This window comes from Gordonibacter sp. Marseille-P4307 (genome assembly GCF_900604965.1).
GTDB lineage: Bacteria > Actinomycetota > Coriobacteriia > Coriobacteriales > Eggerthellaceae > Berryella.
This window is the reverse complement of the sequence record NZ_UWPD01000001.1, coordinates 364,931-386,357: the sequence shown is the minus strand read 5'-3', so window position 1 is coordinate 386,357 and position 21,427 is coordinate 364,931. Positions and strand designations below refer to the sequence as shown.

Sequence of the window (21,427 nt, the reverse complement as noted above, 5' to 3'; positions counted from 1 at the left end):
TGAAGCCCCATAAGGTTGTGTACAATGCGTCGAAACGGTAGGGATATCGTTGCCATGTGTCGGACGAGACGAAGGATCTCGACAACGGATCGAGGTTGAAGATGGAATTCGAGGCTGAATCCGGCGATCGGGCGGCTGGCGGGAACTATCGCGAGGCGAACCGGCGCAGGCTGGTCGATTTCTTCCAGGCGGGCGCCAAGCAAAGCCGCATGTTCGGTTACGAGCTGGAGCACGTCATCTTGCATAAAGATACCGAAGGGCCGGTGTCGTATGCCGAGGAAAACGGCGTGCGCGCGGTGCTGCGCCGCATGAGCCCCCGCTACGAGCGCGAGGTATACGACGGCGACGATCTGGTGGGGCTGGCGCGCGGCAGCGAATACGTTTCGCTCGAACCTGCCGCCCAGATCGAGGTGTCGGCCGGCCCCTTCGAGAGCGTGGGCGACGCCGAAGCATCCTACCTGGCATTTCGCGAAGCGCTCGATCCTGCGTTGGAAGAACTGGGGTTGTTCGCGCCCATGGTGGGCTATAACCCCAGCGCCAAGGCGTCCGATCTCGAGCTCATTCCCAAGTTCCGCTACGACAGCATGAACCGCTTCCTGGGAAACGAGGCCTACGCGGGCATCACCATGATGCGCGGCTCGGCGTCTTTGCAGGTGTCCATCGACTTCGCGGACGAGGCCGACGCCATGCTGAAGTTCAGGGTGGCCCAGCTGATCTCGCCCATCCTGGCCCTTATGTGTGATAACTCCCCGGTCTACGAGGCTCGGCCACGTACACGCAAGATGGTGCGCACGGGAATCTGGAGCGGTATGCGCCAAGATCGCGTGGGGACGGTGCCGGGGTCCCTGTCGCCCGGCTTCTCGTTCGAGCGCTACGCAGACTACGTTTTGAGCCGCGGGGCCATTCTGGTGCCCGACGGGCGCGGATCGTGGGAGTACGTGGGCGACAAGACGTTTTACGAGGTGTATGCCGATCGCGTGATGACCGACGCGGAAGTCGAGCATGCGCTTTCCATGGTGTGGCCCGACGTCCGTCTGAAGAGCTTCATCGAGATCCGCCCGGCCGACGCCATGCCGTTCGACTTCAGCCTGGCCTATATCACCCTGGTGAAAAACCTATTCTACGGCGAGCGCAACCTCGTCGCCCTCGATGAGCTGCTGGCGGGTCTTGACGAGCGGGACGTGCGCGACGCCAAGCGGTCGCTTATGGAGCGGGGCTACGCCGCCCGCGTGTACGGGCGTTCGGTCGAATTCTGGGTGGATCTGCTGGTGAACCTTGCAATTGCGACGGCCGACATCGACGAGGCACCCTATCTCGAGCCGCTTCGGGCCATGACGGGTAACCGCCTCACGCTGGCGGACGCGCCCGTGTGCTAAAGTTTCTCTACTTCGATGTGAAAACCCGCGGTGGGCGCTTTTCAAGGAGTCCCGCGCACAACCGGTAGAGGACTGATCCCATGTCCGATAAAGCACAGAAAGAGCCGCAGACGTGGCATAAGAGCATCTACATCGACGAGGTGCAGAACAACCAGGACCGCTTTCAGAAATTCATGACGTTCACGTATTCGTCGACGAAGGCCTCCGCCCTCATGTTGCTGGCCGCCGTGGTCGCGCTTGCCGTGGCGAATACCGGTCTGTACGGCGATTTCCTGGGGTTCTGGAACACCGAGGTCGGGTTCGTAGTGGGCGATCGGTATGCGGGCATGTCGCTTGCCCATATCATCAACGACATCTTCATGGCGGTGTTCTTCCTGCTGGTGGGCCTGGAGATCAAATACGAGATGACCGCCGGCGATCTCACCAACTTTCGCCAGGCGCTGCTGCCCATCATCGCGGCGTTCGGCGGCGTGCTGGCCCCCATCGCCATCTACGCGGCGTTCAACGGGGGTTTCCCCGACACCCAGCACGGCTGGGGCATTCCTACCGCAACCGATATCGCGTTCGCGCTGGGCGTTCTGTCGCTTCTGGGCAACCGCGTGCCCAACGGCGTGCGCGTGTTCCTCAGCACGCTTGCGGTTGCCGACGACATCATCGCGATCATCGTGATCGCAATGTTCTACGGGCACTCCCCATCGTTTGTGTGGCTGGCGTGCGTGGTTGCGGTGGTGCTGGTGCTGGTGGCTATGAACCGCATGCACGTGTACTCGCTGCTTCCGTACCTTTTGGTGGGCGTGGTTCTGTGGTACTGCGTGTTCATGTCGGGCGTGCATTCCACCATCGCCGGCGTGCTTCTGGCGTTCACCATTCCCGCCGGTTCGCGCATCAACCTGCGCCAGTTCATCGGATGGAGCGCGTACGAGGCGAAGCGGGCGGGCGAATCGTACAACCCCGACGTGCACGTGTCGGCGCAGGGGGAGTACATCGAGACGGTCAGCAACCTCAGCCACGTCGCGCGCCAGGTGGTTCCGCCGGCCACGCGGCTCGAGCACAAGCTGTATCCATGGGTGTACTTCGGCATCCTGCCGCTGTTCGCCCTTACGAACGCAGACGTTTCCCTGCTGGGCAGCGGCGTGATGGAGCTGGTGGACAACCCCGTGTTCTTCGGTGTGTTCCTCGGCCTTCTGGTTGGGAAGCCCCTGGGCATCCTGCTGTCCAGCTTCGTCGTCGTCAAACTGGGCGTCTCAAAGCTGCCCGAAAACACCGGCTGGATCCACATGGCGGGCGCCGGCCTTCTGGGGGGCGTGGGCTTCACCATGGCCATCTTCGTTGCGAACCTGGCGTTCCCGGATGCCGGTCATGTGGTCAACGCGAAGCTGGCCATCCTTTTGGCCTCCGCAACCGCCGGGGTGGTGGGCTTCACCTTCCTCGCTGCCAAGGCCAAGGTCGAACAGCGCCGCGGTATCGCGTACCTTACCACCAACCCCGCTTGCACGGTTCGCCAGACGGCGGGCGCCGAAGCGGCCGAGCGCAGCAAAGAGCTGCTTGACCGCATTGACAGCCCCCTTGCCCGCCAGGAGATCGAGGAGGCGCAGAAAAACAGCCCGCGCGGCGTGACCGAGGTCGTGGTCGAGCTGGGCGAAGACCAGAAGTTCGGCGGGCGCTAGCGCGTTGCCGTTGATATTTCCGATCGGTTAACATCGGATATCCGTTGTGCGGAAGCCCTCGGTACCTGCAAGGGAAACGGCGGTTCTTGGTAATATATTCGGAATATCCGGAATCAGCCGAAACCGGCTCAATGCAGAAGGGGTAGAGTGGCATGTCGCTTCCCGCATCCGATCGCTCAAAGCAGCCCGACAACCGCACTACGATGGATTTAGGGGCGGTTCTTCCGCTTACGGCCGAGGTGCGCGGCGACCACCTGTTCGTCGGCGGCGTCGATATGGTCGAGCTGGCGCGCACGCAGGGAACGGCGCTGTACGTCTACGACGAGGCCGATCTGCGTTCGCGCATGTCGCGCTATCGCAAGGCGTTCGCGCAGGCGTATCCCGACTCGGGGGTTCTGTATGCCGGCAAGGCCTTTATGAACAAAGAGGTCGTGCGCATCGCCGCCGAAGAGGGGATGGAGTTGGACGTGTCCGGCGGAGGCGAGCTTGCCGTGGCCATCGCCGCGGGCTTTCCCCTGGAACGCGTGCACGTGCACGGCAACAATAAGACACCCCAAGAGCTGCGCGAGGCCGTTTCGGCCGGGGTGGGCGTCATTGTGGTCGACAGCCGCATCGAGGCGGCGCGCATCTCCCAGATCGCAGGAGAGCTGGGGCGCACCCAGCGCATCTACATGCGCATCACGCCGGGCGTCGAGGCCGATACGCACGAGTACATCCGCACCGGGTGCGAGGACTCCAAGTTCGGCTTCACCATGCTGGACGATTTCGCGTTCGCGTGCGTGAAAGACGTTATGGGCATGCCCAACCTCGATCTGGTGGGTTTTCACTGCCACATCGGCTCGCAGATCTTCGCCCTTCATTCATTCGGCGAGGCTGCCCAGGTTATGATCAGGTTCATCGCGCGCGTGAAGGAGGCGTACGGCCTCGAGGTGGCCGAACTCGACCTGGGAGGCGGCCTGGGCGTTGCCTACACCGCCGAAGATCGACCCTCGACTATCGAGGATTTCGCCCGAATCACGGCGGAATCGGTGAAGAGGTACTGCGCCGAGCTGGGCGTCGCCCCGCCGCGCCTGCTGGTGGAGCCGGGTCGCAGCCTGGTGGCTACCGCCGGGCTCACCCTGTACACGGTGGGCATCCTCAAGACGCTGCCGGGGGTTCGCAAGTACGTGGCCATCGACGGGGGCATGTCGGACAATATCCGCACCGCGCTGTATCGCGCTTCGTACGAGCCGGTGATTGCGAACAAGGCGTCCCAGCCCCGCACCGAGATCGTCACGCTGTGCGGAAAGCACTGCGAAAGTGGCGATGCGGTGGTTGTTGACATGCCCATTCAGACCCCCGATCTGGAAGATATCGTTGCCGTGTTCGGTACGGGGGCGTATTGCTCTAGCATGGCATCGAACTACAACGGTCAGCCCCGCCCCGCGATCGTGTTCGTGAAAGACGGCGAGGCGCGCGTGGTGACGCGTCGCGAAACCTATGCCGACATCATGAGCCGCGACCTGTAAGACGCAAGGATCCGCCTCGGCGCTGCGTCCCTTTCGGGATGGCCGCAGGCATGGAGGGAAACGAAAGGAACAGCCATGACGGTAAGACTCGGCCTGATCGGAACCGGCACGGTGGGCGGAGGGTGCCTCGACATCCTTCGCAACCACAAAGACGAGTTCCGCCGCCACTACGGGGTCGATCTCGAGGTTGCGCGCGTATGCTCGCGCGAACCGGAGGTCGCCCGGTCGTTCGGTTACGGCGACGTGTTCACGTCCGACTACCGCGAGGTGGTAACCGACCCGAACGTCGATCTGGTGATCGAGCTTATCGGTGGGACCACGGCGGCCCGCGATGCGGTGTGCGAGGCGCTGCGCAACGGCAAGGCGGTAGTCACCGCCAACAAGGCGCTGATGGCCACGGCGGGCGAAGAGGTGTTCGAGCTTGCCAAACAGCACGGGGTTGAAATCGCATTCGAGGCCAGCGTCGGCGGCGGCATTCCCATCATCGACCCGCTGAAGCACTCCCTTATCGCCAATCGCATCGACAAGGTTATGGGCATCGTCAACGGCACGACGAACTACATGCTCACCCGCATGGATGAAGAGGGTGCAAGCTACGAAGAGGCGCTGGCAGACGCCCAGGCCCGTGGTTTCGCCGAAGCCGATCCGTCGGCCGACGTGGATGGCTTCGACGCTGCGGCCAAGATTGCCATCCTGTCTTCCATCGCGTTCAATTCGCGTGTGAGTTTGGACGATGTTCATACCGAGGGTATCCGCAACATCACCACCACCGATCTGCAGACGGCCCGCGACATGGGGTACTGCGTGAAGCTGATGGCCATCGGCCATCGCACGGACGAGGGCGTGGATGTGCGCGTCCATCCCACGATGATCCCCCTTTCCCACCAGATGGCCAAGGTGAACGGCGTGTACAACGCGATCTATGTGGTGGGCGACGCCGTGGGCGAGACGATGTTTTTCGGCGAAGGGGCGGGCGCGGGCCCCGCTGCAAGCGCCGTCATGGGCGACGTGTTGGAGGTGGCGCGCCACATCGAGATGGGCGTGACCTCGTTTGTGGGTTGCACCTGCACCGATAGCCTGCCCATCGTTCCCATGGACGATCTGGAGACGAAATACTACATCCGCTTCCCGGTTGCCGACCGCCCGGGCGTGCTGGCGTCGATGGCGGGGATCTTCGCCGATTTCGGCGTGAGCATCTACTCGGTGGTTCAGCGAGGCCAGAAAGAGGCCGGTACCGTCGAGGTGGTATACGTGACCCATGTGGCGCGCGAGCGCGACATCCGCGCCGTGGTCGATAAGATCGCCTCGCTGGACGACGTGCTGCACTCCGAACCTTCCATCATCCGCGTCGAGGATTAAGCATGGAACCCGATCTGTCGCATGTGGGCTTCATCTTCGACTGCGACGGGACGCTCATCGATTCGATCGGGGCGTGGCTCGATGCCGAGGCCTCGGTTGCGCGGGCGGCGGGAGTCGTCCTGTCCAAAGAGCAGCGCGACCGGCTGAACACCCTCACGCTTCCCGAGGCGGGCGAGTTCTTCCATCAGGGCTTCGGCATCGGAGCAAGCGGCGCGGCCGTTGCGGCCCGGATCGATGCGTTCATGCTGGATTTCTATCGCCAGCGCGCCGAGGGACGTCCCGGGGCGCTGGCGTTCGTGCGCCGCTTGAGCGAACGGGGCGCACGCATCACCGTGGCGTCGTCCAGCCCGCGTTCGTTCCTTGAAGCGGGGCTGGAACGCGTCGGATTCTCCCCGTTTCTGGATGCGATCGTCTCGGTGGACGACGTGGAGGGCACTAAGCGCGATCCGTTCATTTTCCGTCGATGCTGCGAGATCATGGGCGTAGAGCCGCAATGCACCTGGGGTTTCGACGACTCCGCCTACGCGCTTGAGAGCATGGCGGCTTCGGGGGTGCGCTGCGTGGGCGTGTACAGCTCGCCTTCATGCTCGACCGAATCCGAGCTTGCCGCAGTATCCGACCTTGTGATTCCAGACTTCCTTGGGCTTGATCTCCGGCGTTTCGCCCTATAGGCCGCCGCAGATCCTGTGTGCGCTGGCGCCGCGGGGCTAACGCCAGGGGTCGCGCTCGAACAGAGGCGCCTCGCTGCGGCGGTCGGAGTACGGGTCGTACCCGTCGTCGTCTTCGTTTGCGGCGCGTATAGAGGGAGAGCTTTCAGTGCTTTTCGGGGCCGGGCCGCTGTTCGGGCGTCCCGTCGTCGCATCTTCGGTCGCCTCCTGCGCGCCTGCTTTGCTCAGATCGTAGGGTGTGGTCTGGTACACGTAATAGTTCAGCCAATTGGTGTAGAGAAGCTGGGCATGGGCGCGCCAGGTGGACGTCGGCGTTCGGGTTGGGTCGTCGTCGGGGTAGTAGTGCCTGGGCGGCGCAGGGTTCATGCCCGCCTTTCGGTCTCGGTCGTACTCCGCCTTCAGCGTGTCGTCGTCGTATTCGGGATGGCCGAACACGAAGAACTGCCGATTATCCACGCTTTTCGCGATGTAGACGCCGGCTTCGTCGGACACGGATACCAGTTCGAGGTTTCCGTTGGCTTCGATCTCGGAGGCAAGGACCTCGGTATGGCGCGAGTGCGGCGCCATGAAGTGGTCGTCGAACCCCCGAACCAGGGGAGAGGAGGGTTTCACCAGGCGGTGCTCGAAGGCCCCGAACATTTTCTTGGGCAGATCGCGCTTGCGCACCCCGTGATGGTAGTAGATGCCCGCCTGGGCTCCCCAGCATATATGGAAGGTCGAATGGACGTGGGTGCGGCTCCATTCCATGATGCCGCACAGCTCGGGCCAGTAGTCCACCTCTTCGAAGTCAAGGCGCTCAACGGGCGCGCCGGTGATGATCAGCCCGTCGTACCGTTCGTCTTTCACCTGATCGAAGGTTCGGTAGAAGGTTTCGAGGTGGTCTTTCGAGGTGTTCTTCGATTGGTGGCTGACGGTTTGCAGCAGCTGAACCTCGATCTGCAGGGGGGTGTTGGAGAGCTTGCGCATGATCTGCGTCTCGGTGGTGATCTTGGTGGGCATCAGGTTCAGCAGCAGCACCTTCAGCGGACGAATATCCTGGTGAACGGCGCGGTGCTCGGTCATCACGAAAATATTCTCGCCCTCAAGCGTCTCTTTTGCGGGCAGGGCGTCGGGGATTCTGATGGGCATGCGGCCCCTTTCGGCTCGGTTTGCTCGTAGCTATGATAACGCAGGCGAAAACGGATGCAGGTGCCAGACCCCTCGTTCCTATGCGTTGATATTCGGAACACGTGAACTTTTCAGAGATATCTTTTCGTGAAGAATCCCCGATCAAGCGCCCTCTGTTCGTTGACGCGGCGCATACCCGCCTAGTACAATGCATTCGTTTGCTTTCAAAAGCCCCGTGAAGCAAGAGCAGCGGAGGCGCCACCGCTTTTGGTTGTCCAGGCCAGGGCAGGCGTGTCGGCGTAGGAAACCGGCGTCCGCGGGCCTTGCACTTTTGAAAACCAACGCCCCGCGCAAGCGGGAGAGGTTCACCGCAACGGACGTTGCAGCGAATTTCAAACAGGTATTTGGAGGAATAGAAGTGAAGACGTACTACGCAAAGCCCCTTGAGGTTGAGCGCAACTGGGTCTTGATCGACGCTGAAGATCAGATCTTGGGTCGCGTCGCTGTTGAAGCGGCTAAGATTCTGCGCGGCAAGAACAAGCCTCAGTACACTCCTCACGTTGACACCGGTGACTTCGTGGTCATCATCAACGCCGAGAAGATTCGCGTGACCGGCAACAAGGCCACCGACAAGCGCTACTATCGCCACAGCGGTTATCCCGGCGGACTCAAGTCCGAGTCCTTCAACGAGGCCATCGCCAAGCATCCCGAGCGCGTTCTCGAGCACGCCGTCAAGGGCATGCTCCCCAAGAACACGCTTGGTCGCGCGATGGGTAAGAAGCTCAAGGTGTACGCTGGCCCCGAGCATCCCCATGCGGCCCAGCAGCCTCGCGAGTTTAAGATGGAGGGCTAGTCATGGCAAATGAAGCTTTGTATTACGGCACCGGCCGTAGGAAGAACGCCACGGCTCGCGTTCGCCTGGTTCCCGGCACGGGCAAGGTGACCGTCAACGGTCGCGAGGCCCTTGACTACTTCGGTCGTCAGGCTCTGGTGGACTTCGCGGTTGCCCCCTTCAAGGTGACCGACACCGAAGGCCATTTCGATGTGGTCGCCCTTCTGAACGGCGGCGGCGTCTCCGGTCAGGCCGGCGCTCTGCGCCACGGCATCTCCCGCGCCCTGTTGGGTGCTGGCGAGTATCGCCCCGAGCTGAAGAAAGCCGGCTTCCTCACGCGCGACTCCCGTATGGTCGAGCGCAAGAAGTACGGTCTGAAGAAGGCCCGCAAGCGTCCGCAGTTCTCGAAGCGCTAAACTCGCTGGAACGTATTGCAGATACGAAAAGCCCGTCGGTTTCCGGCGGGCTTTTTTTGCGGAAGAGCGGGCGGCGAGACGGGTTCTTCCGCCCGCGTTTTTTCGTGAAAAATCGCACGGTTATGCGAATAACCCACTTCTAAACCGCCTTTTCCTTCGGAAATGTAGAAAATCCCCCCTTTGTGGTGATACTCAAAGCGGGTGTTTGGGGGCATAATCTACGGTCGATGGGAAGGCTCGATTGGTTGAGAGCCGCAGGTTCCCGTTGCATCCGAATCGGGTGCAGGCGGCGTAGAGGGCGCCGCCTGGAAAAAAGGTCTCGATCAGACAAGGGAGTTGATAATGGACGAGAACAACAACGTTAAGCCCGCACCCAAAAAACCGAAGAAGAACCGCTTGGTGATCCTGGGCGTCGTAGCCGTGGTGGTGGTTGCCTTGGGTATCGGGTTCTGGCAGTGGCACAATACCGCCGGCTTCTGCGCGGCCATCTGCCACACGCCGATGGACGAGTACTACGACACGTGGGCCAACGGTACGACCGACCGTATGGGCAACGAGGTTTCCAATCCGAACGGCATGCTGGCGTATGCTCATGCGAACTACGATGAAGCGGGCAATGCCGTCCAGCACGGGGCCGGCATGCAGTGCATGGGCTGCCACGTTCCCACCATCGGCGAGCAGGTTTCCGAGGCTGCCTCCTGGGTTTCCGGCAACTACGAGTACCCGCTCGAGGCCCATTCGCTTGATGACCTCGTTGCCGCTCGAGGCCTTCAGGACAGCACCCAGTTCTGCATCAACAGCGGATGCCACTCCGACTTGCAGGAGAAAAGCGCGTTCGTTCAGTCCACTGCGTCCATCGACGCCAAGCGCAACCCGCACTCCATGCCCCACGGCGACGTGGCATGCACCGAATGCCACCATGGCCACACGGTTTCGGTGAACTACTGCTCCAACTGCCATAACGATTCCGTCATTCCCGACGGTTGGATGAGCTCCAAGGACTACAAGAAGATGATGGGCACAAAGTAAGCCCCGTTGCTTGCAGGAGTTTCGAGAGGCCGGACCCGCAACGGTCCGGCCTCTTTCTGTGCGCGGAGGGCTCCCAAGTTGTCAGTCGCCTGTCGATTTGGGAGGAGATCACTATATCTGGTATCTTCTGACATCGTTAACCGCTAGATATATTGCGAATCGTCAGGAGTTTACCGATGCAGATAGTGAAGAGAAGCGGCGCGCTCGAGCAATACGACGCCTCCAAGATCGTGTCGGCGATGGAGAAATCGTTCGCGGCCACATCCGCCTCCGTGTCCGCAGCCGATCTTGAGCGGATGCTGGGTTTGGTCGAGCGCCGCATGGAGGAGTCCCCTGCCGCCACGGTCGAACAGATTCAGGACCTGGTAGAGGAAGCGCTTATGGGCGAGGGGCATTTCGCCCAGGCGAAAGCGTACATCCTGTACCGCTCCCGCCGCAGCGCCCTGCGCCGCGATCGCGAGGAGATCGTTCGATTGGCGGGCGCGCCCGAACTCGATTCGGTGCTCGCATCGGTCCAGCGCGATTTCGCCGACGAAGTATACGGCGTGTCTGTGTGGCTGGCTCGCTTCCAGGGCTTCGTCAAGTTCGACATGGGCGTCCAGCAGCGTCTCGATGCCCTGATCCGCGCCGCGGTCGAGCTGACCGCCCAGGAGTCGCCGCTGTGGAGCTGCATCGCCGCACGCGTGCTGGCGTTTTCCTTCCATAGGAAGATCGCCTGCGAGATGGGCCGACGCGGGGTCGCAAGCTTCTATGACAAGGTGCGCATGCTCACCGATCTGGGCCTGTACGGTTCCTACATTTTGGAGAGCTATACGAGAGCCGAGATCGACCAAGCCGCCGGGTTCATCGACGATGAGCGCGACGGGCTGTTCGACTATGCGGGCCTCGACCTTATGCTGCGTCGCTACGTCATCCGCACCCATGAAGGGGAGGCGGTCGAAACGCCCCAGGAAATGTTTCTGGGGGTGGCGCTTCATCTGGCCATGCGCGAAGATCGAGCGGTGCGCATGGAATGGGTCGAGCGCTTTTACGCCATGCTGAGCGGGCTGAAGGTGACGATGGCCACCCCCACGCTCTCCAATGCGCGCAAACCGCATCACCAGCTGTCGAGCTGCTTCATCGACACCGTGCCCGACTCGCTGGAGGGCATCTACCGCTCGGTGGACAATTTCGCCCAGGTGTCGAAGTTCGGCGGGGGCATGGGCATGTATCTGGGGAAAGTGCGTGCGACGGGCGGTTCGATCCGCGGCTTCAAGGGGGCTGCGGGCGGCGTGATCCGCTGGATCCGCGTGATTAACGACACGGCCGTCGCCGTCGATCAGCTGGGCATGCGCTCGGGGGCCGTCGCGCTGTATCTGGATGCCTGGCATCGCGATCTGCCCGAGTTTCTGCAGATCCGCACGAACAACGGCGACGAGCGCATGAAGGCGCACGACGTGTTTCCGGCCGTGTGCTACCCCGACCTGTTCTGGAAGCTGGCCAAACAGGACATGTCCCAGGAATGGCACCTTATGGATCCGCACGAGATCCTTGTGGTGAAGGGCTATGCGTTGGAAGACTGCTTCGGCGACGAATGGGAGCGCCGCTATCGTGACTGCGTTGCCGATCCGCGCATCTCCAAGCGCACGATGACGGTGCGGGATGTGGTGAGGCTGGTCATCAAATCCGCGGTCGAGACGGGCGCGCCCTTCGCGTTTATGCGCGACACGGTGAACCGCGCCAACCCCAACCCGCATGCCGGCGTGATCTACTGCTCGAACCTGTGCACCGAGATCGCCCAGAACACTTCGGCGATGGAGACGGTGTCGCGCGAGGTGGTTACCGAACAGGGCGATACGGTGGTGGTCACCACGGTTCGTCCCGGTGATTTCGTAGTATGCAACCTGGCCAGCTTGTCGCTGGGCCGCATTGCGGTTGAAGACGACGACGAGCTGCGCGAGCTCACGCGCACGGCGGTGCGCGCTTTGGACAACGTGATCGACCTGAACTTCTACGCGTTGCCGTATGCGCGCGTAACCAATCGTCGCTATCGCTCGGTGGGTCTGGGCGTGAGCGGATACCATCACATGCTGGCTAAGCGCAAGATTCGCTGGGAAAGCGACGATCATCTGCGGTTTGCCGACGAGGTGTTCGAGCGCATCAACCGCTTTTCCATCGAGGCGTCCAGCGACCTGGCCGCCGAGCGCGGAAGTTACGAGTGCTTCGAGGGCTCCGACTGGGAAACCGGCGCCTATTTCGACAAGCGCGGGTATGCGGGCGATGCGTGGGAAGAGGTGCGCGGCAAAGTCGCGCGCCAGGGTATGCGCAACGCCTATCTGCTGGCGGTGGCGCCCACCAGCTCGACGTCGATTCTAGCGGGAACCTCGGCAGGACTCGACCCCATCATGCGTCGCTTCTTCCTGGAAGAGAAGAAGGGCATGATGCTGCCGCGCATCGCTCCCGAGCTGTCTGTGGAAACGCATTGGTATTACAAGCCCGCCCACCTCATCGATCAGACGTGGTCGATTCGTGCAGCCGGCGTGCGCCAGCGCCATATCGATCAGGCCCAGTCGATGAACCTCTACATTACCAACGAGTTCACCATGCGCCAGGTGTTCGACCTGTACGCAAGCGCATGGGAGGCCGGAGTGAAAACCGTGTACTACGTGCGGTCGAAGTCGCTTGAAGTCGAGGAATGCGAAAGCTGCTCTGCGTAGGGCGGAGCACGGGCGAAGCGACGATTGCGGACTTTCCGAGAAAGGATGACCATGACGCTTGGTGCTGACGACCAGCTGAAACGAACCCCCCTGTTCAACCCCGACGGCGATACCGAGGTGCGGGCTCGCCGCATGATCGGGGGCAACACCACCAACCTGAACGACTTCAACAACTTGAAGTACCCGTGGGTGTCTGATTGGTACCGGCAGGCCATGAACAACTTCTGGATTCCCGAGGAGATCAACCTCGCCCAGGATATCAAGGACTACCCAAGGCTCTCGCAAGCCGAACGAGTCGCCTACGACAAGATCCTGTCGTTTCTGGTGTTTTTGGACTCGCTCCAGTCGGCGAACCTGCCCAACGTATCGGAGTACGTGACGGCCAACGAGGTGAACCTGTGCCTGCACATCCAGACCTTTCAGGAGTGCGTGCATTCGCAAAGCTACTCGTACATGCTCGATACCATCTGCAGCCCCGAAAAGCGCAACGAGATCCTGTACCAATGGCGCGACGACCGGCATCTTCTTGCGCGCAACACCTTTATCGGCGATCTGTACAACGAGTTTCTGGCTGATCGCAGCCCACGCGCGCTTCTGCGCGTGTGCATGGCCAACTATATTTTGGAGGGCATCTACTTCTACTCGGGGTTCATGTTCTTCTACAATCTGGCCCGCAACGGCAAGATGCCCGGAAGCGCGCAGGAGATTCGCTACATCAACCGCGACGAGAACACGCACCTGTGGCTGTTCCGCAACATCCTTACCGAACTTCAGGTTGAAGAGCCGCAGCTATTCGACGAGGCGATGGTGGCCGATCTGCGCGAGATGCTGATCGAGGGCGTGAACCAGGAAATCGCCTGGGGGACGTACGTTATCGGCGACGACATAGGCGGCCTGACCACCGACATGATCAAGCGTTACGTGCGCTATCTGGGAAATCTGCGCTGGAGCCAGATCGGTTTCGGTATGTTGTTCGACGATTGCAGGGAAGAGCCCGCCGATATGGAATGGGTGGGGCAGTACTCGAACGCCAACATGGTGAAGACCGATTTCTTCGAGGCTCGCTCGACCGCATATGCGAAATCGACCGCGTTGGTGGACGATCTGTAGGACAGAATGAGGCGCGCCGCTCGATCTTTGGATGCCCTGCACGAAACAAGCCCCGCTGTCGATACGACAGCGGGGCTTGCGCAAAAGGGGGCGTGCGTGATCGGGCTATTTCACCGGAGGCGTGCCCTCGGCGTTTCCGAAGATGGCGTCGATCTGGACGTGCGCATCCATCGGCAGGGCGTTGACGCCCACAACGCGGCGGGCTGCCTGCGCCTGGGGGAAGAACGCGGCGTATACTTCGTCAACGGCGTCGAGGTCGGCAAGGTCCTTCAGGAAGATGTTCACCTTCACGGCGTCTTCCATCACATGGTCGACGCTTTCGATGATGGCCTTGATGTTCTTGAAGCACTGCTCGGCTTCGGCCTTGGTGCCGCCGCTCACAAGCGCGCCGGTTGCGGGGTCGATGCCCAGCTGAGCCGAGATGTTGTTGTAGTGGGAGAAGGCAACGGTCTGGCTCGAAAGCGCGCTTGCGGGGGCCTGAGCATTGCTGCTGGCTTCGACGATGAGGCCATGGCGGTCTTCGACAGCCTGGGGAGGCGTGCCGTCGCCGTGGGAGACTACGGCCTCGATCTGCACCAGCGCATGCAGGGGAAGGTCGATCACTTCAACGACCGTGCGTGCGGGCATGTAACCCACCGCGCGGGCGATACCCGAGTCGGGGAAGAAGCGGGTGTAGGACTCGTTCACCGCATCGAGGTCGGCGAGGTCCTTCAGGAACACGTTCACCTTGACGATATCGTCGAAGGGCACGTCGATGCTGGTCAAGATCGACTTGATGTTCTTGAGGCACTGAGCCGCCTGCTCTTTCACGCCGCCGACGACGATCTGGCCGGTAACGGGGTCGATGGGCAGCTGCGCGGTGATGTTGTTGTAGTGCGAGAAGGCCACGCTCTGGGTGGACAGCGCGCACAGGGGCGCAGCGGCGGTGTTGTTGGTGTACTTCAGCAGGTCGCCGGCCTGAGGAGCGTTGGGGATGGTGCCCTCGCCGTTGGAAACGAGCGCTTCGACCTGGATGTCGGCGTCAAGCGGGAGAGCCGCGACGGCAACCACGGTGCGGGAGGGAACGTAGGTGGGGAAGAACTGACGGTACACGGCGTCGACCGCGTCCATGTTCTTGAGGTCCTTCACGAACACGGTGATGCGGACGATGTCGTTCATCACATGGTCGATGCTCTCGACAACGGCCTTGATGTTCTTGAAGCACTGGACGGCCTGAGCCTCGATGCCGCCCTCGACGACTTTGCCGGTTGCCGGATCGACGGGCAGCTGGGCCGAAAGGTTGTTGTAATGAGAGAATGCTGCGGTCTGCGCGTACAGGGGGTTGACCGGTGCATTCTGGGTGTTGCGTGCAACTACTACGTTATCGCCGCTCATGGTGCCTCCTTCGGATGGTTTTCCTTCGTTTCGTTGCGCAGCGAACCTGCCTTCAGGCGAGTGCCGCGCCGTTTCCCAAGATGAAGCCCGCTATTGTCTGGCGATGAGCGTCGAAGGACGATAGCTGGGCATCTTTTGGGGGAGCATCATTGTAGCGTCTGCGGGAAACGGTTTTGATACGTTTTGCAAATTACCTGGCAGGTATACGCATTCATTGATACGAATATAAGCATAAGTGAAAAACATAGATAAAAAATGCATAAAAATTCAGCGTAGAAATAAAAACATCCAAAAAAGGGCAACTACCGCTTACCGATTGAATGCCGTTTCGGGTTGTGCGGCATTCTGTGTGCGCCGCGGGCGAATCGAAGGGCCTATCGACGCGCGCGGGGCCTTTCGGCCTCGCGCGCGATCGCACCTCATGAGCCGGGGTTTGCGACTCGGACGGCGGCCCCGTATCGAGGCCGCCGTCTCAAGCGGTCGCTTCGCCTATTTGAGCCCTATTCGATGTCGTTGAGGTGGACGCCGTTGTAGTCGTGTGCGGTAAGCAAGAGGATGATTCCCGCGACCACGCAGATGCCCATCATGTAGTAGGCGGGTGCCATGCCGTCGCCGGTCGCGTCGATAAGCGCGGTGGCGACGAAGGAGGCCGTTCCGCCGAAGATGACGTAGGCGATGTTCGATCCGAGCGCGGCGCCGGTGTAGCGCACTTCGGTGGGGAACATCTCGGCTTGGTAGCAGGCGATGTTGGAGTCGTTGATGGAAAGCGTCACGCACAAGACCAGCTGAGCGGCGATGATCACGGGAAGTGATCCGGTTCCCAGCAGGGTGAACGCCGGAATGCTGAGCACGATGAAGGCTACGCAGGCACCCAGGAGCATCCGTTTGCGACCCACGATGTCGGACACCTTGCCGGCGCCGAGGACGATGAGGATGTAGGCTACCAGGGCGATATCGGTGGCAAGCTGGGCGGGAGCCGCCTGGATTCCCACATAGCTGGTGAGATAGGTGGGAAGATAGGTGAGCACCAGATAGAATCCGACGGAGTTCACCATGGTGGCGGCGATGCTGGACAGCAGGCGGCTCCCGTACTTCTTGAACACCAGGCGGCTGGGTCGGGGCGCCTGGGCGGTGCGGTTGGTGTTGGCCGCCATATGCTCGAAGGCGGGGGAATCCTCAAGTTTGGTGCGGATGTAGTGGGCGATGAGACCCAAGGGCCCGGCCAGGAGAAACGGGATGCGCCAGCCCCACGAGATCACGTCGGATTCGGGAAGCAGCAGCTTGATGAGCAGCGCCATGGTCGAACCGGCGAACAGACCTGAGGCGGTCGAGGCGGGAACGAGCGAGCAGTATTTGCCGCGGTGCTCGGGCGGAGCGTACTCGGCCAGGAACACGGCTGCTCCGGAATACTCGCCTGCGGCGGAGAATCCCTGGATGCTGCGTAGGCATACCAGCAGGATGGGCGAGAGGATGCCCAGCGTCTCGAACGTGGGCAGGCATCCGATGAGGAATGCGGCGCCGGTCATGAGGAAGATCGACATGGAAAGCGACCATTTGCGGCCCTTCTTGTCGCCTAGGCTTCCCCAGAACGCCGCGCCCAACGGCCGGAAGATGAACGAGATGGCGAACACGGCGAACGCCAGAAGCGTGGAGTTGACCTCCGATTCGGGGAAGAACACGATACCGATGGTGATGGCGAAGTACGCGTAGGTGGCATAGTCGAACCATTCGATGAAGTTCCCCAAAAACGATGATAGTGCTACCTTGAACGGGACTTTCGGTGTCTCATGGTCGCTCATGGCAGTCTCCTTTCTGGGATTTCATGGAAATCCCCTCGAAAACAGACGACTTCGTTAAGCGCGGAAGCCGAACGCGCATTGCAGATGGGGGTCATGTCGCTCCTTTCGACGAAGGCCCTCTGCGCCATGCGTCGGAGGGCCTTCTTGTGCGGATGTCGGGTTAGGCGAATTCGCGCTTGATGGCGTCTACCATGTTGCGTACGGCCACGTCGCGCAGAATGATGCCCTTTTCAACCGACGACGCGGAGGGCGAGGACAGGCATCCTGAAGGAGGCGTGTACTCGGGGATGATGGGCAGCACGTCGTAGTTGGGCAGCACGGCGGGAAGGTCGCGATACAGCGGATCGTCCGCCTTGCCGAGGTCGACCAGGTCGGGGTAGAACAGCAGCATCAGCGACGTCTCCATGACGCCCGCATGCTCGAGATCCCATCCCGTGAATCCTTCGGGGTAGAGCTGTTCGATGGTTTTCTCGTCGATGAAATCCCAGTACGACAGAAGCTGGATCTTCACGTCGTCGATGCCGTTCGCGCGGGCGTCCTCAAGGGCCAGCTCGGCTCCTTCGAAGATGAACTGGAAGTTCTCGTAGTGCCCGTTCATCAGCACGATTTTGCGAGCGCCCTGGGCGATGAGGCTGAAGACGATGTCGCGGGCCAGTGCGATGAGGGTCGTGCCGCGCAGGCTGGTGGTTCCGGTGAGGTGGAAGCCGCCGCCGGAGCGCTGCTGGGATCGGTAGCCGTAGTTGATCGGTGCGGCTACGATTCCCTGGACAGCGCCCCCGGTCGATTTCGTCAACGCCTCGGCGGTTGCGCCCGCCATCGACTTCGTCAATGCGGCATCGACGCACATCGCCATGTGGGAACCGTGCTGCTCGAGGGCTCCGGCGGGAACGAACATCACCACGTCGCGCTCGAACTTTTCGCGGTAGGTGAAGGCGTCCATCTCTTCCATATAGACGGTGCTTTTCATGATTGACCTCCTAGGAAAACTGCGATCGCTTGAAGCGGGTTTACCGAGGCCTTGGCTTTCGGGCTTGCCGTTAAGGGTGCACGATGCCAGGCCGAGTCGCGCGATCGCTCGGTACAGGGGAAAACGAGAGGTTGAGGATTGAAGAAAGCGGGCGAGGTGCGGGAGTTGCGGCGCGCCGGGTTTCTTGGTCGGCGATCGCTTCGCGCCTATCGCCCGCTTCGGGGGCGAGCCCTAGGCTTGCGCGGGGCCGGCCCCCTGCCCGTCCGACTGCTTGTCGGGCAGGGCTTCTGCGTTGCCTTCCTTTCCAGCCGCGCTGGTAGAGAAGAAGATCTGCGCCACGCCGCCGACGACGATCAGGGTGCCGCCGATGATCTGGAAGACGGTCATGGTCTCGCCGAACATGAGTAGGCCCAGGAACGACGCCATGATGGTCTCCTGGTACGAGATGGCGGCCAGCTCGCCGGCCTTCAGGCGCTTAGTAGCATGCGTGAGCAGGTAGAATGCGCCGAATCCCGTGATGAGGGCTGCGGCGATCAGCACGACCCAGGACGAGGCGGGCATGGTGAACAGGTTCCAGGCATGGGTGACGATCTGGCCGTCGGCGTCGAACTGGGTCACGCCGCCGATCTTCTCGGTGTAGGACAGGGGCTGGAGGAAGAAATGGTGCCATATCATCAGCACGACGATGGACAGGGACCCGAACAGGAAGTTCCACCAGGAACGAACGTTGGAGTCGCAATCCTCGCGATAGCGCGAGAAGAACAGGTACAGGCCGTAGGCGACGCCGGATGCGAAGGCGATGGCGTTGCCGAACGAGTACTTCGGATCGAGGTCGAGCGTGAGGCCTTCGGGCGTGATGATGCCCACGATGAACAGCATGCCCACAACCACGGCCACGATGCACAGGATGCCCTTGATGTTCAGCTTCTCCTTCAGGAAGATGGCCGCCAGCACGGTCGAGTAGATCGGGCCGGTGTAGATGAGAAACGATGCGTTCGCCAGCGTTGTGTACTGGGTGGACAGGCAGTACAGCCCTGACAGCAGACCCAGGAAGATGCCCGATAGCAGCATCGTGCCGGAGAAGCGGGTTTCCCGGACTTTTTTGAATCCGCCTATGAACAGGAAAATTAAAGAAAGTGCGAGGAGCCCTGCAAAGTTGCGCCAGAAAGATACGAAATCGCCTGGTGCGTCGATGAACCGTGCGAAAGCCCCGATACCGCCCATCAACGAAGATGAGCCGAACATCATGATAAAGCCGATGAGCTTGTATTTAGCTCGTTCGTTCATGTATCCCTCCTTGGTTGGTAACCGTTCTATTGCCAAAAGCAGCGCTGCTATTAGGGCCTCAGGAGTGCGGGAATATAAACCCGAGTGGGTGTCCGTGCGTATCTTTTCGTATTCGTCTGTTAGATCGGCGGATGTGCGCGGTGCGCACAAGGTACTGTGTCTGGTTCTGAAAGGCCCGGACGCCTGGCAAGGGGGTTTACTGTCACCAGGCATCCGAGGCTTTCAGAGCTAACGCGGTCGCTCGTTCGCCTTTCTTCTCGATGTCTGCTGCTTGAAAAACCGTTGCAGACTCGATCGGGAGAAGCCTTCCGTTCTTTTCCGTAAAGCAATGATGGCGTGCGTAAACCATTGCATCAAAGGTCGTTGGAGGGGAAATGCTACGAATAGTGGACATAGGGTATCTATTTGTCTATTAATTGGAACAGATGGGGGCAAAAGTACCGTGACGCTGAACTGTCAATTTGGAATGTAACGCTATGATGGACGAGGCTCGAAAAGTGTTGCTGTTGTCGGTAACGAACACGTTGACTGTTGCGGAGAGATTGGGGGAATCATGCTTCCAGATCTTGCTCGTGGGGAAGACATTTTCAGTTCGCCTGAGCTGCGCATGAAGATGCGCATCCTTCATGCGGTGGACAGGCCGCTCGATCGAATCACGATTACCGAGATATGCAAGAACGCGGGAATCTCACGCCAGGCCTTCTACCGCCATTTCCAAAGCAAGTACGACATCCCCTGGTGGCACTCCATTTTCTGCCGGCAGTTCTACCTGAACGAAATCGGTCGCTCAATCGACTGGAAAACCGGGTACTACCACCATCTGCGCCTGATCAACCAAGAGCGCGACTTCTACCGCAAGTCCATTCAGTACAGCATCAACACGCCGTTCGGACAGACGGTGATGCCCGAGAACCGCAAGGTCGTGCTGATGGACACCCTCGAGAACTACCGCCACGTCGAGGTGAACGACAATATGCGCTTCATCGTGGAGATCTTCTCGAAGCTCGAGTGCGAGGTCTTAAACGACTGGTTCAGGTCGGACCAGCCCACCGATCTGGTTCGATGGACCGACGACCTGGTCAGTCTCGTTCCCGACCGTCTGTTCAGGGCGCTTCAGCTCGACCAGTACGTGCCCGATGGATCCTCGGTTCTGGGGTTGTTCCACTAAGGCTCCGCCGCCTTCTCACTCAGTGCGTGCGGACGATCTTCGCTACGAAGAACCCCTCGTACCGATCGGTGGGCGCAAGGCACAGGGCACCTTCTATGCCGACGGGCAGCCGGGGCATGTCGCCGGATTCGGGCAGTTCGATGGGTTTGACGGCGAAGGCGCGGTCGCGCGGCGCGCGTTGCAGCCCCGCCTCCACGATCGCCTCGTTTTCCTCCCGTAGAACAGAGCAGGTGGAATACACCAGCGTGCCGCCTGGTTTCAGCAGCTTCAGCGCTTTGTCGAACAGGGCCCGCTGCGACTTGCGCGACTTTTCGATGAGGTGCGGCGTGAAGCGATCTTCGGCGCGCGGATCGGCGGTGCTGAGCGTCCCCGACCCCGAACAGGGGGCGTCAAGCAGAATGCGGTCGAACGAAAAGAAGTCGTCCATCTGCCGCGCATCGGTGCGCATAACCGTGACGTTGCGCGCTTTCTGGCGGTTCAGGTTGAACTCCAGCTTGTCGGCGCGCGGCGCATGCAGCTCGCAGGCGGTGATGCGGGCGCCGGTGCCGGTGAGCGCCGCGATCTGCGTGGTCTTGCCTCCGGGGGCGGCACACATGTCGCAGATATCTTCTCCTGCGCGCGCTGCGAGGACCAGCGGGGGGATCATCGACGAGAGGCTTTGCAGATACAGGCGCCCCTCCCCGTAGGCCGGAAGATCCCATACGTCGCGCTCTCGTGCCCGGGGAAGAACGAAGGCGTCGCCGTACCACGTAAGGGGCTCCCATTCGATGCCCGCCTCATCGAGCGCCGCGACGACGGCGCTGCGATCGGACAGCAGGGTGTTGGCGCGCAGCGTTACCGCCCGCCTTGCGGAATAACCCTCGATGATGGCCGAAGCGATGTTGGCTCCGTATTGCCGCGCAAGAAGCGGTTCCAGGAAAGCGGGGATGGGCATGTGCTCTCGTTTCTTCGTCGAATTTGGGTAACGAACCAGATGAAAGCATACCTCACCCCTTTTGGTCGAGGGCTCGGCTGCGCAAATTAAGCCTTTTGGGTCGGTGGCGCAGCGGTGCGGGACGGGCATG

General features: G+C 61.1%; 16 protein-coding genes and 1 pseudogene. 11 read left to right on the top strand and 6 right to left on the bottom strand.

What is annotated here, in order from left to right; all coding sequences use genetic code 11:
* The first annotated feature begins 56 nt into the window (after nucleotides 1-56).
* From EIH26_RS01765 to EIH26_RS01745, 5 genes are all read left to right on the top strand, one after another.
* Nucleotides 57-1,376, top strand: coding sequence for a glutamate-cysteine ligase family protein (locus EIH26_RS01765; RefSeq protein ID WP_124060490.1), 1,320 nt, complete (start codon nucleotides 57-59; stop codon nucleotides 1,374-1,376).
* An 80-nt stretch (nucleotides 1,377-1,456) separates the two neighbouring features.
* Nucleotides 1,457-3,043: a Na+/H+ antiporter NhaA gene (nhaA, locus tag EIH26_RS01760; protein WP_124060489.1), complete on the top strand. Its 1,587-nt coding sequence runs from the start codon at nucleotides 1,457-1,459 to the stop codon at nucleotides 3,041-3,043.
* A gap of 152 nt (nucleotides 3,044-3,195) precedes the next feature.
* Nucleotides 3,196-4,551 carry a diaminopimelate decarboxylase gene (lysA, locus tag EIH26_RS01755; protein ID WP_124060488.1) on the top strand — a complete coding sequence of 452 codons (1,356 nt, stop codon included), beginning with the start codon at nucleotides 3,196-3,198 and terminating at the stop codon, nucleotides 4,549-4,551.
* 75 nt (nucleotides 4,552-4,626) lie between these two features.
* Nucleotides 4,627-5,910 carry a homoserine dehydrogenase gene (locus EIH26_RS01750; protein ID WP_124060487.1) on the top strand — a complete coding sequence of 428 codons (1,284 nt, stop codon included), beginning with the start codon at nucleotides 4,627-4,629 and terminating at the stop codon, nucleotides 5,908-5,910.
* Nucleotides 5,911-5,912: 2 nt separating this feature from the next.
* Nucleotides 5,913-6,581 carry an HAD family phosphatase gene (locus EIH26_RS01745; RefSeq protein ID WP_124060486.1) on the top strand — a complete coding sequence of 223 codons (669 nt, stop codon included), beginning with the start codon at nucleotides 5,913-5,915 and terminating at the stop codon, nucleotides 6,579-6,581.
* 222 nt (nucleotides 6,582-6,803) lie between these two features.
* Here the strand turns inward: EIH26_RS01745 and metA are convergent.
* Nucleotides 6,804-7,706 (bottom strand): annotated as a pseudogene (gene metA, locus EIH26_RS01740) (homoserine O-succinyltransferase); the annotation flags it as partial.
* A 397-nt stretch (nucleotides 7,707-8,103) separates the two neighbouring features.
* On the opposite strand from metA, the gene rplM reads away from it, so the two are divergent.
* The 5 genes from rplM to EIH26_RS01715 all read left to right on the top strand — a co-directional run bounded on the left by rplM (nucleotide 8,104) and on the right by EIH26_RS01715 (nucleotide 13,768).
* Nucleotides 8,104-8,538 carry a 50S ribosomal protein L13 gene (gene rplM / locus EIH26_RS01735; RefSeq protein ID WP_039687963.1) on the top strand — a complete coding sequence of 145 codons (435 nt, stop codon included), beginning with the start codon at nucleotides 8,104-8,106 and terminating at the stop codon, nucleotides 8,536-8,538.
* Nucleotides 8,539-8,540: 2 nt separating this feature from the next.
* The gene (rpsI, locus tag EIH26_RS01730) at nucleotides 8,541-8,933 is read left to right on the top strand and encodes a 30S ribosomal protein S9 (protein WP_124060484.1); all 393 of its coding nucleotides are present in this window, start codon (nucleotides 8,541-8,543) and stop codon (nucleotides 8,931-8,933) included.
* 342 nt (nucleotides 8,934-9,275) lie between these two features.
* Nucleotides 9,276-9,962, top strand: a complete 687-nt coding sequence (locus tag EIH26_RS01725) for a cytochrome c3 family protein (protein WP_124060483.1) — start codon at nucleotides 9,276-9,278, stop codon at nucleotides 9,960-9,962.
* A gap of 176 nt (nucleotides 9,963-10,138) precedes the next feature.
* Nucleotides 10,139-12,658 (top strand): ribonucleoside-diphosphate reductase subunit alpha, encoded by a 2,520-nt coding sequence (locus tag EIH26_RS01720; RefSeq protein ID WP_124060482.1) that lies wholly within the window; start codon nucleotides 10,139-10,141, stop codon nucleotides 12,656-12,658.
* A gap of 51 nt (nucleotides 12,659-12,709) precedes the next feature.
* Nucleotides 12,710-13,768 (top strand): ribonucleotide-diphosphate reductase subunit beta, encoded by a 1,059-nt coding sequence (locus EIH26_RS01715; protein ID WP_124060481.1) that lies wholly within the window; start codon nucleotides 12,710-12,712, stop codon nucleotides 13,766-13,768.
* Nucleotides 13,769-13,873: 105 nt separating this feature from the next.
* On the opposite strand, the gene EIH26_RS01710 is transcribed toward EIH26_RS01715, so the two are convergent.
* The 4 genes from EIH26_RS01710 to EIH26_RS01695 all read right to left on the bottom strand — a co-directional run bounded on the left by EIH26_RS01710 (nucleotide 13,874) and on the right by EIH26_RS01695 (nucleotide 19,195).
* Nucleotides 13,874-15,142 (bottom strand): RidA family protein, encoded by a 1,269-nt coding sequence (locus tag EIH26_RS01710; protein WP_124060480.1) that lies wholly within the window; start codon nucleotides 15,140-15,142, stop codon nucleotides 13,874-13,876.
* Between the two features lie 500 nt (nucleotides 15,143-15,642).
* The gene (locus tag EIH26_RS01705) at nucleotides 15,643-16,941 is read right to left on the bottom strand and encodes an MFS transporter (RefSeq protein WP_124060479.1); all 1,299 of its coding nucleotides are present in this window, start codon (nucleotides 16,939-16,941) and stop codon (nucleotides 15,643-15,645) included.
* A 160-nt stretch (nucleotides 16,942-17,101) separates the two neighbouring features.
* Nucleotides 17,102-17,908, bottom strand: a complete 807-nt coding sequence (locus EIH26_RS01700) for a creatininase (RefSeq protein ID WP_124060478.1) — start codon at nucleotides 17,906-17,908, stop codon at nucleotides 17,102-17,104.
* 231 nt (nucleotides 17,909-18,139) lie between these two features.
* The gene (locus tag EIH26_RS01695) at nucleotides 18,140-19,195 is read right to left on the bottom strand and encodes a DMT family transporter (RefSeq protein WP_124060477.1); all 1,056 of its coding nucleotides are present in this window, start codon (nucleotides 19,193-19,195) and stop codon (nucleotides 18,140-18,142) included.
* A gap of 553 nt (nucleotides 19,196-19,748) precedes the next feature.
* On the opposite strand from EIH26_RS01695, the gene EIH26_RS01690 reads away from it, so the two are divergent.
* Entirely contained in the window at nucleotides 19,749-20,363 is a 615-nt protein-coding gene (locus EIH26_RS01690; RefSeq protein WP_124060476.1) for a TetR/AcrR family transcriptional regulator, read from the top strand.
* Nucleotides 20,364-20,382: 19 nt separating this feature from the next.
* Here the strand turns inward: EIH26_RS01690 and EIH26_RS01685 are convergent, their stop codons facing one another.
* Nucleotides 20,383-21,297, bottom strand: a complete 915-nt coding sequence (locus tag EIH26_RS01685) for an RsmB/NOP family class I SAM-dependent RNA methyltransferase (protein WP_124060475.1) — start codon at nucleotides 21,295-21,297, stop codon at nucleotides 20,383-20,385.
* Nucleotides 21,298-21,427 lie beyond the last annotated feature (130 nt).

Excerpts from the sequence above, each read along its gene's own strand:
- EIH26_RS01745 (WP_124060486.1), top strand. The coding sequence starts at position 5,913 with ATGGAACCCGATCTGTCGCATGTGGGCTTCATCTTCGACTGCGACGGG.
- EIH26_RS01720 (WP_124060482.1), top strand. The coding sequence starts at position 10,139 with ATGCAGATAGTGAAGAGAAGCGGCGCGCTCGAGCAATACGACGCCTCC.
- rpsI (WP_124060484.1), top strand. The coding sequence starts at position 8,541 with ATGGCAAATGAAGCTTTGTATTACGGCACCGGCCGTAGGAAGAACGCC.
- EIH26_RS01710 (WP_124060480.1), bottom strand. The coding sequence starts at position 15,142 with ATGAGCGGCGATAACGTAGTAGTTGCACGCAACACCCAGAATGCACCG.
- EIH26_RS01725 (WP_124060483.1), top strand. The coding sequence starts at position 9,276 with ATGGACGAGAACAACAACGTTAAGCCCGCACCCAAAAAACCGAAGAAG.
- nhaA (WP_124060489.1), top strand. The coding sequence starts at position 1,457 with ATGTCCGATAAAGCACAGAAAGAGCCGCAGACGTGGCATAAGAGCATC.
- EIH26_RS01715 (WP_124060481.1), top strand. The coding sequence starts at position 12,710 with ATGACGCTTGGTGCTGACGACCAGCTGAAACGAACCCCCCTGTTCAAC.
- EIH26_RS01700 (WP_124060478.1), bottom strand. The coding sequence starts at position 17,908 with ATGAAAAGCACCGTCTATATGGAAGAGATGGACGCCTTCACCTACCGC.
- EIH26_RS01750 (WP_124060487.1), top strand. The coding sequence starts at position 4,627 with ATGACGGTAAGACTCGGCCTGATCGGAACCGGCACGGTGGGCGGAGGG.
- EIH26_RS01695 (WP_124060477.1), bottom strand. The coding sequence starts at position 19,195 with ATGAACGAACGAGCTAAATACAAGCTCATCGGCTTTATCATGATGTTC.
- EIH26_RS01685 (WP_124060475.1), bottom strand. The coding sequence starts at position 21,297 with ATGCCCATCCCCGCTTTCCTGGAACCGCTTCTTGCGCGGCAATACGGA.
- EIH26_RS01690 (WP_124060476.1), top strand. The coding sequence starts at position 19,749 with ATGCTTCCAGATCTTGCTCGTGGGGAAGACATTTTCAGTTCGCCTGAG.
- lysA (WP_124060488.1), top strand. The coding sequence starts at position 3,196 with ATGTCGCTTCCCGCATCCGATCGCTCAAAGCAGCCCGACAACCGCACT.
- EIH26_RS01705 (WP_124060479.1), bottom strand. The coding sequence starts at position 16,941 with ATGAGCGACCATGAGACACCGAAAGTCCCGTTCAAGGTAGCACTATCA.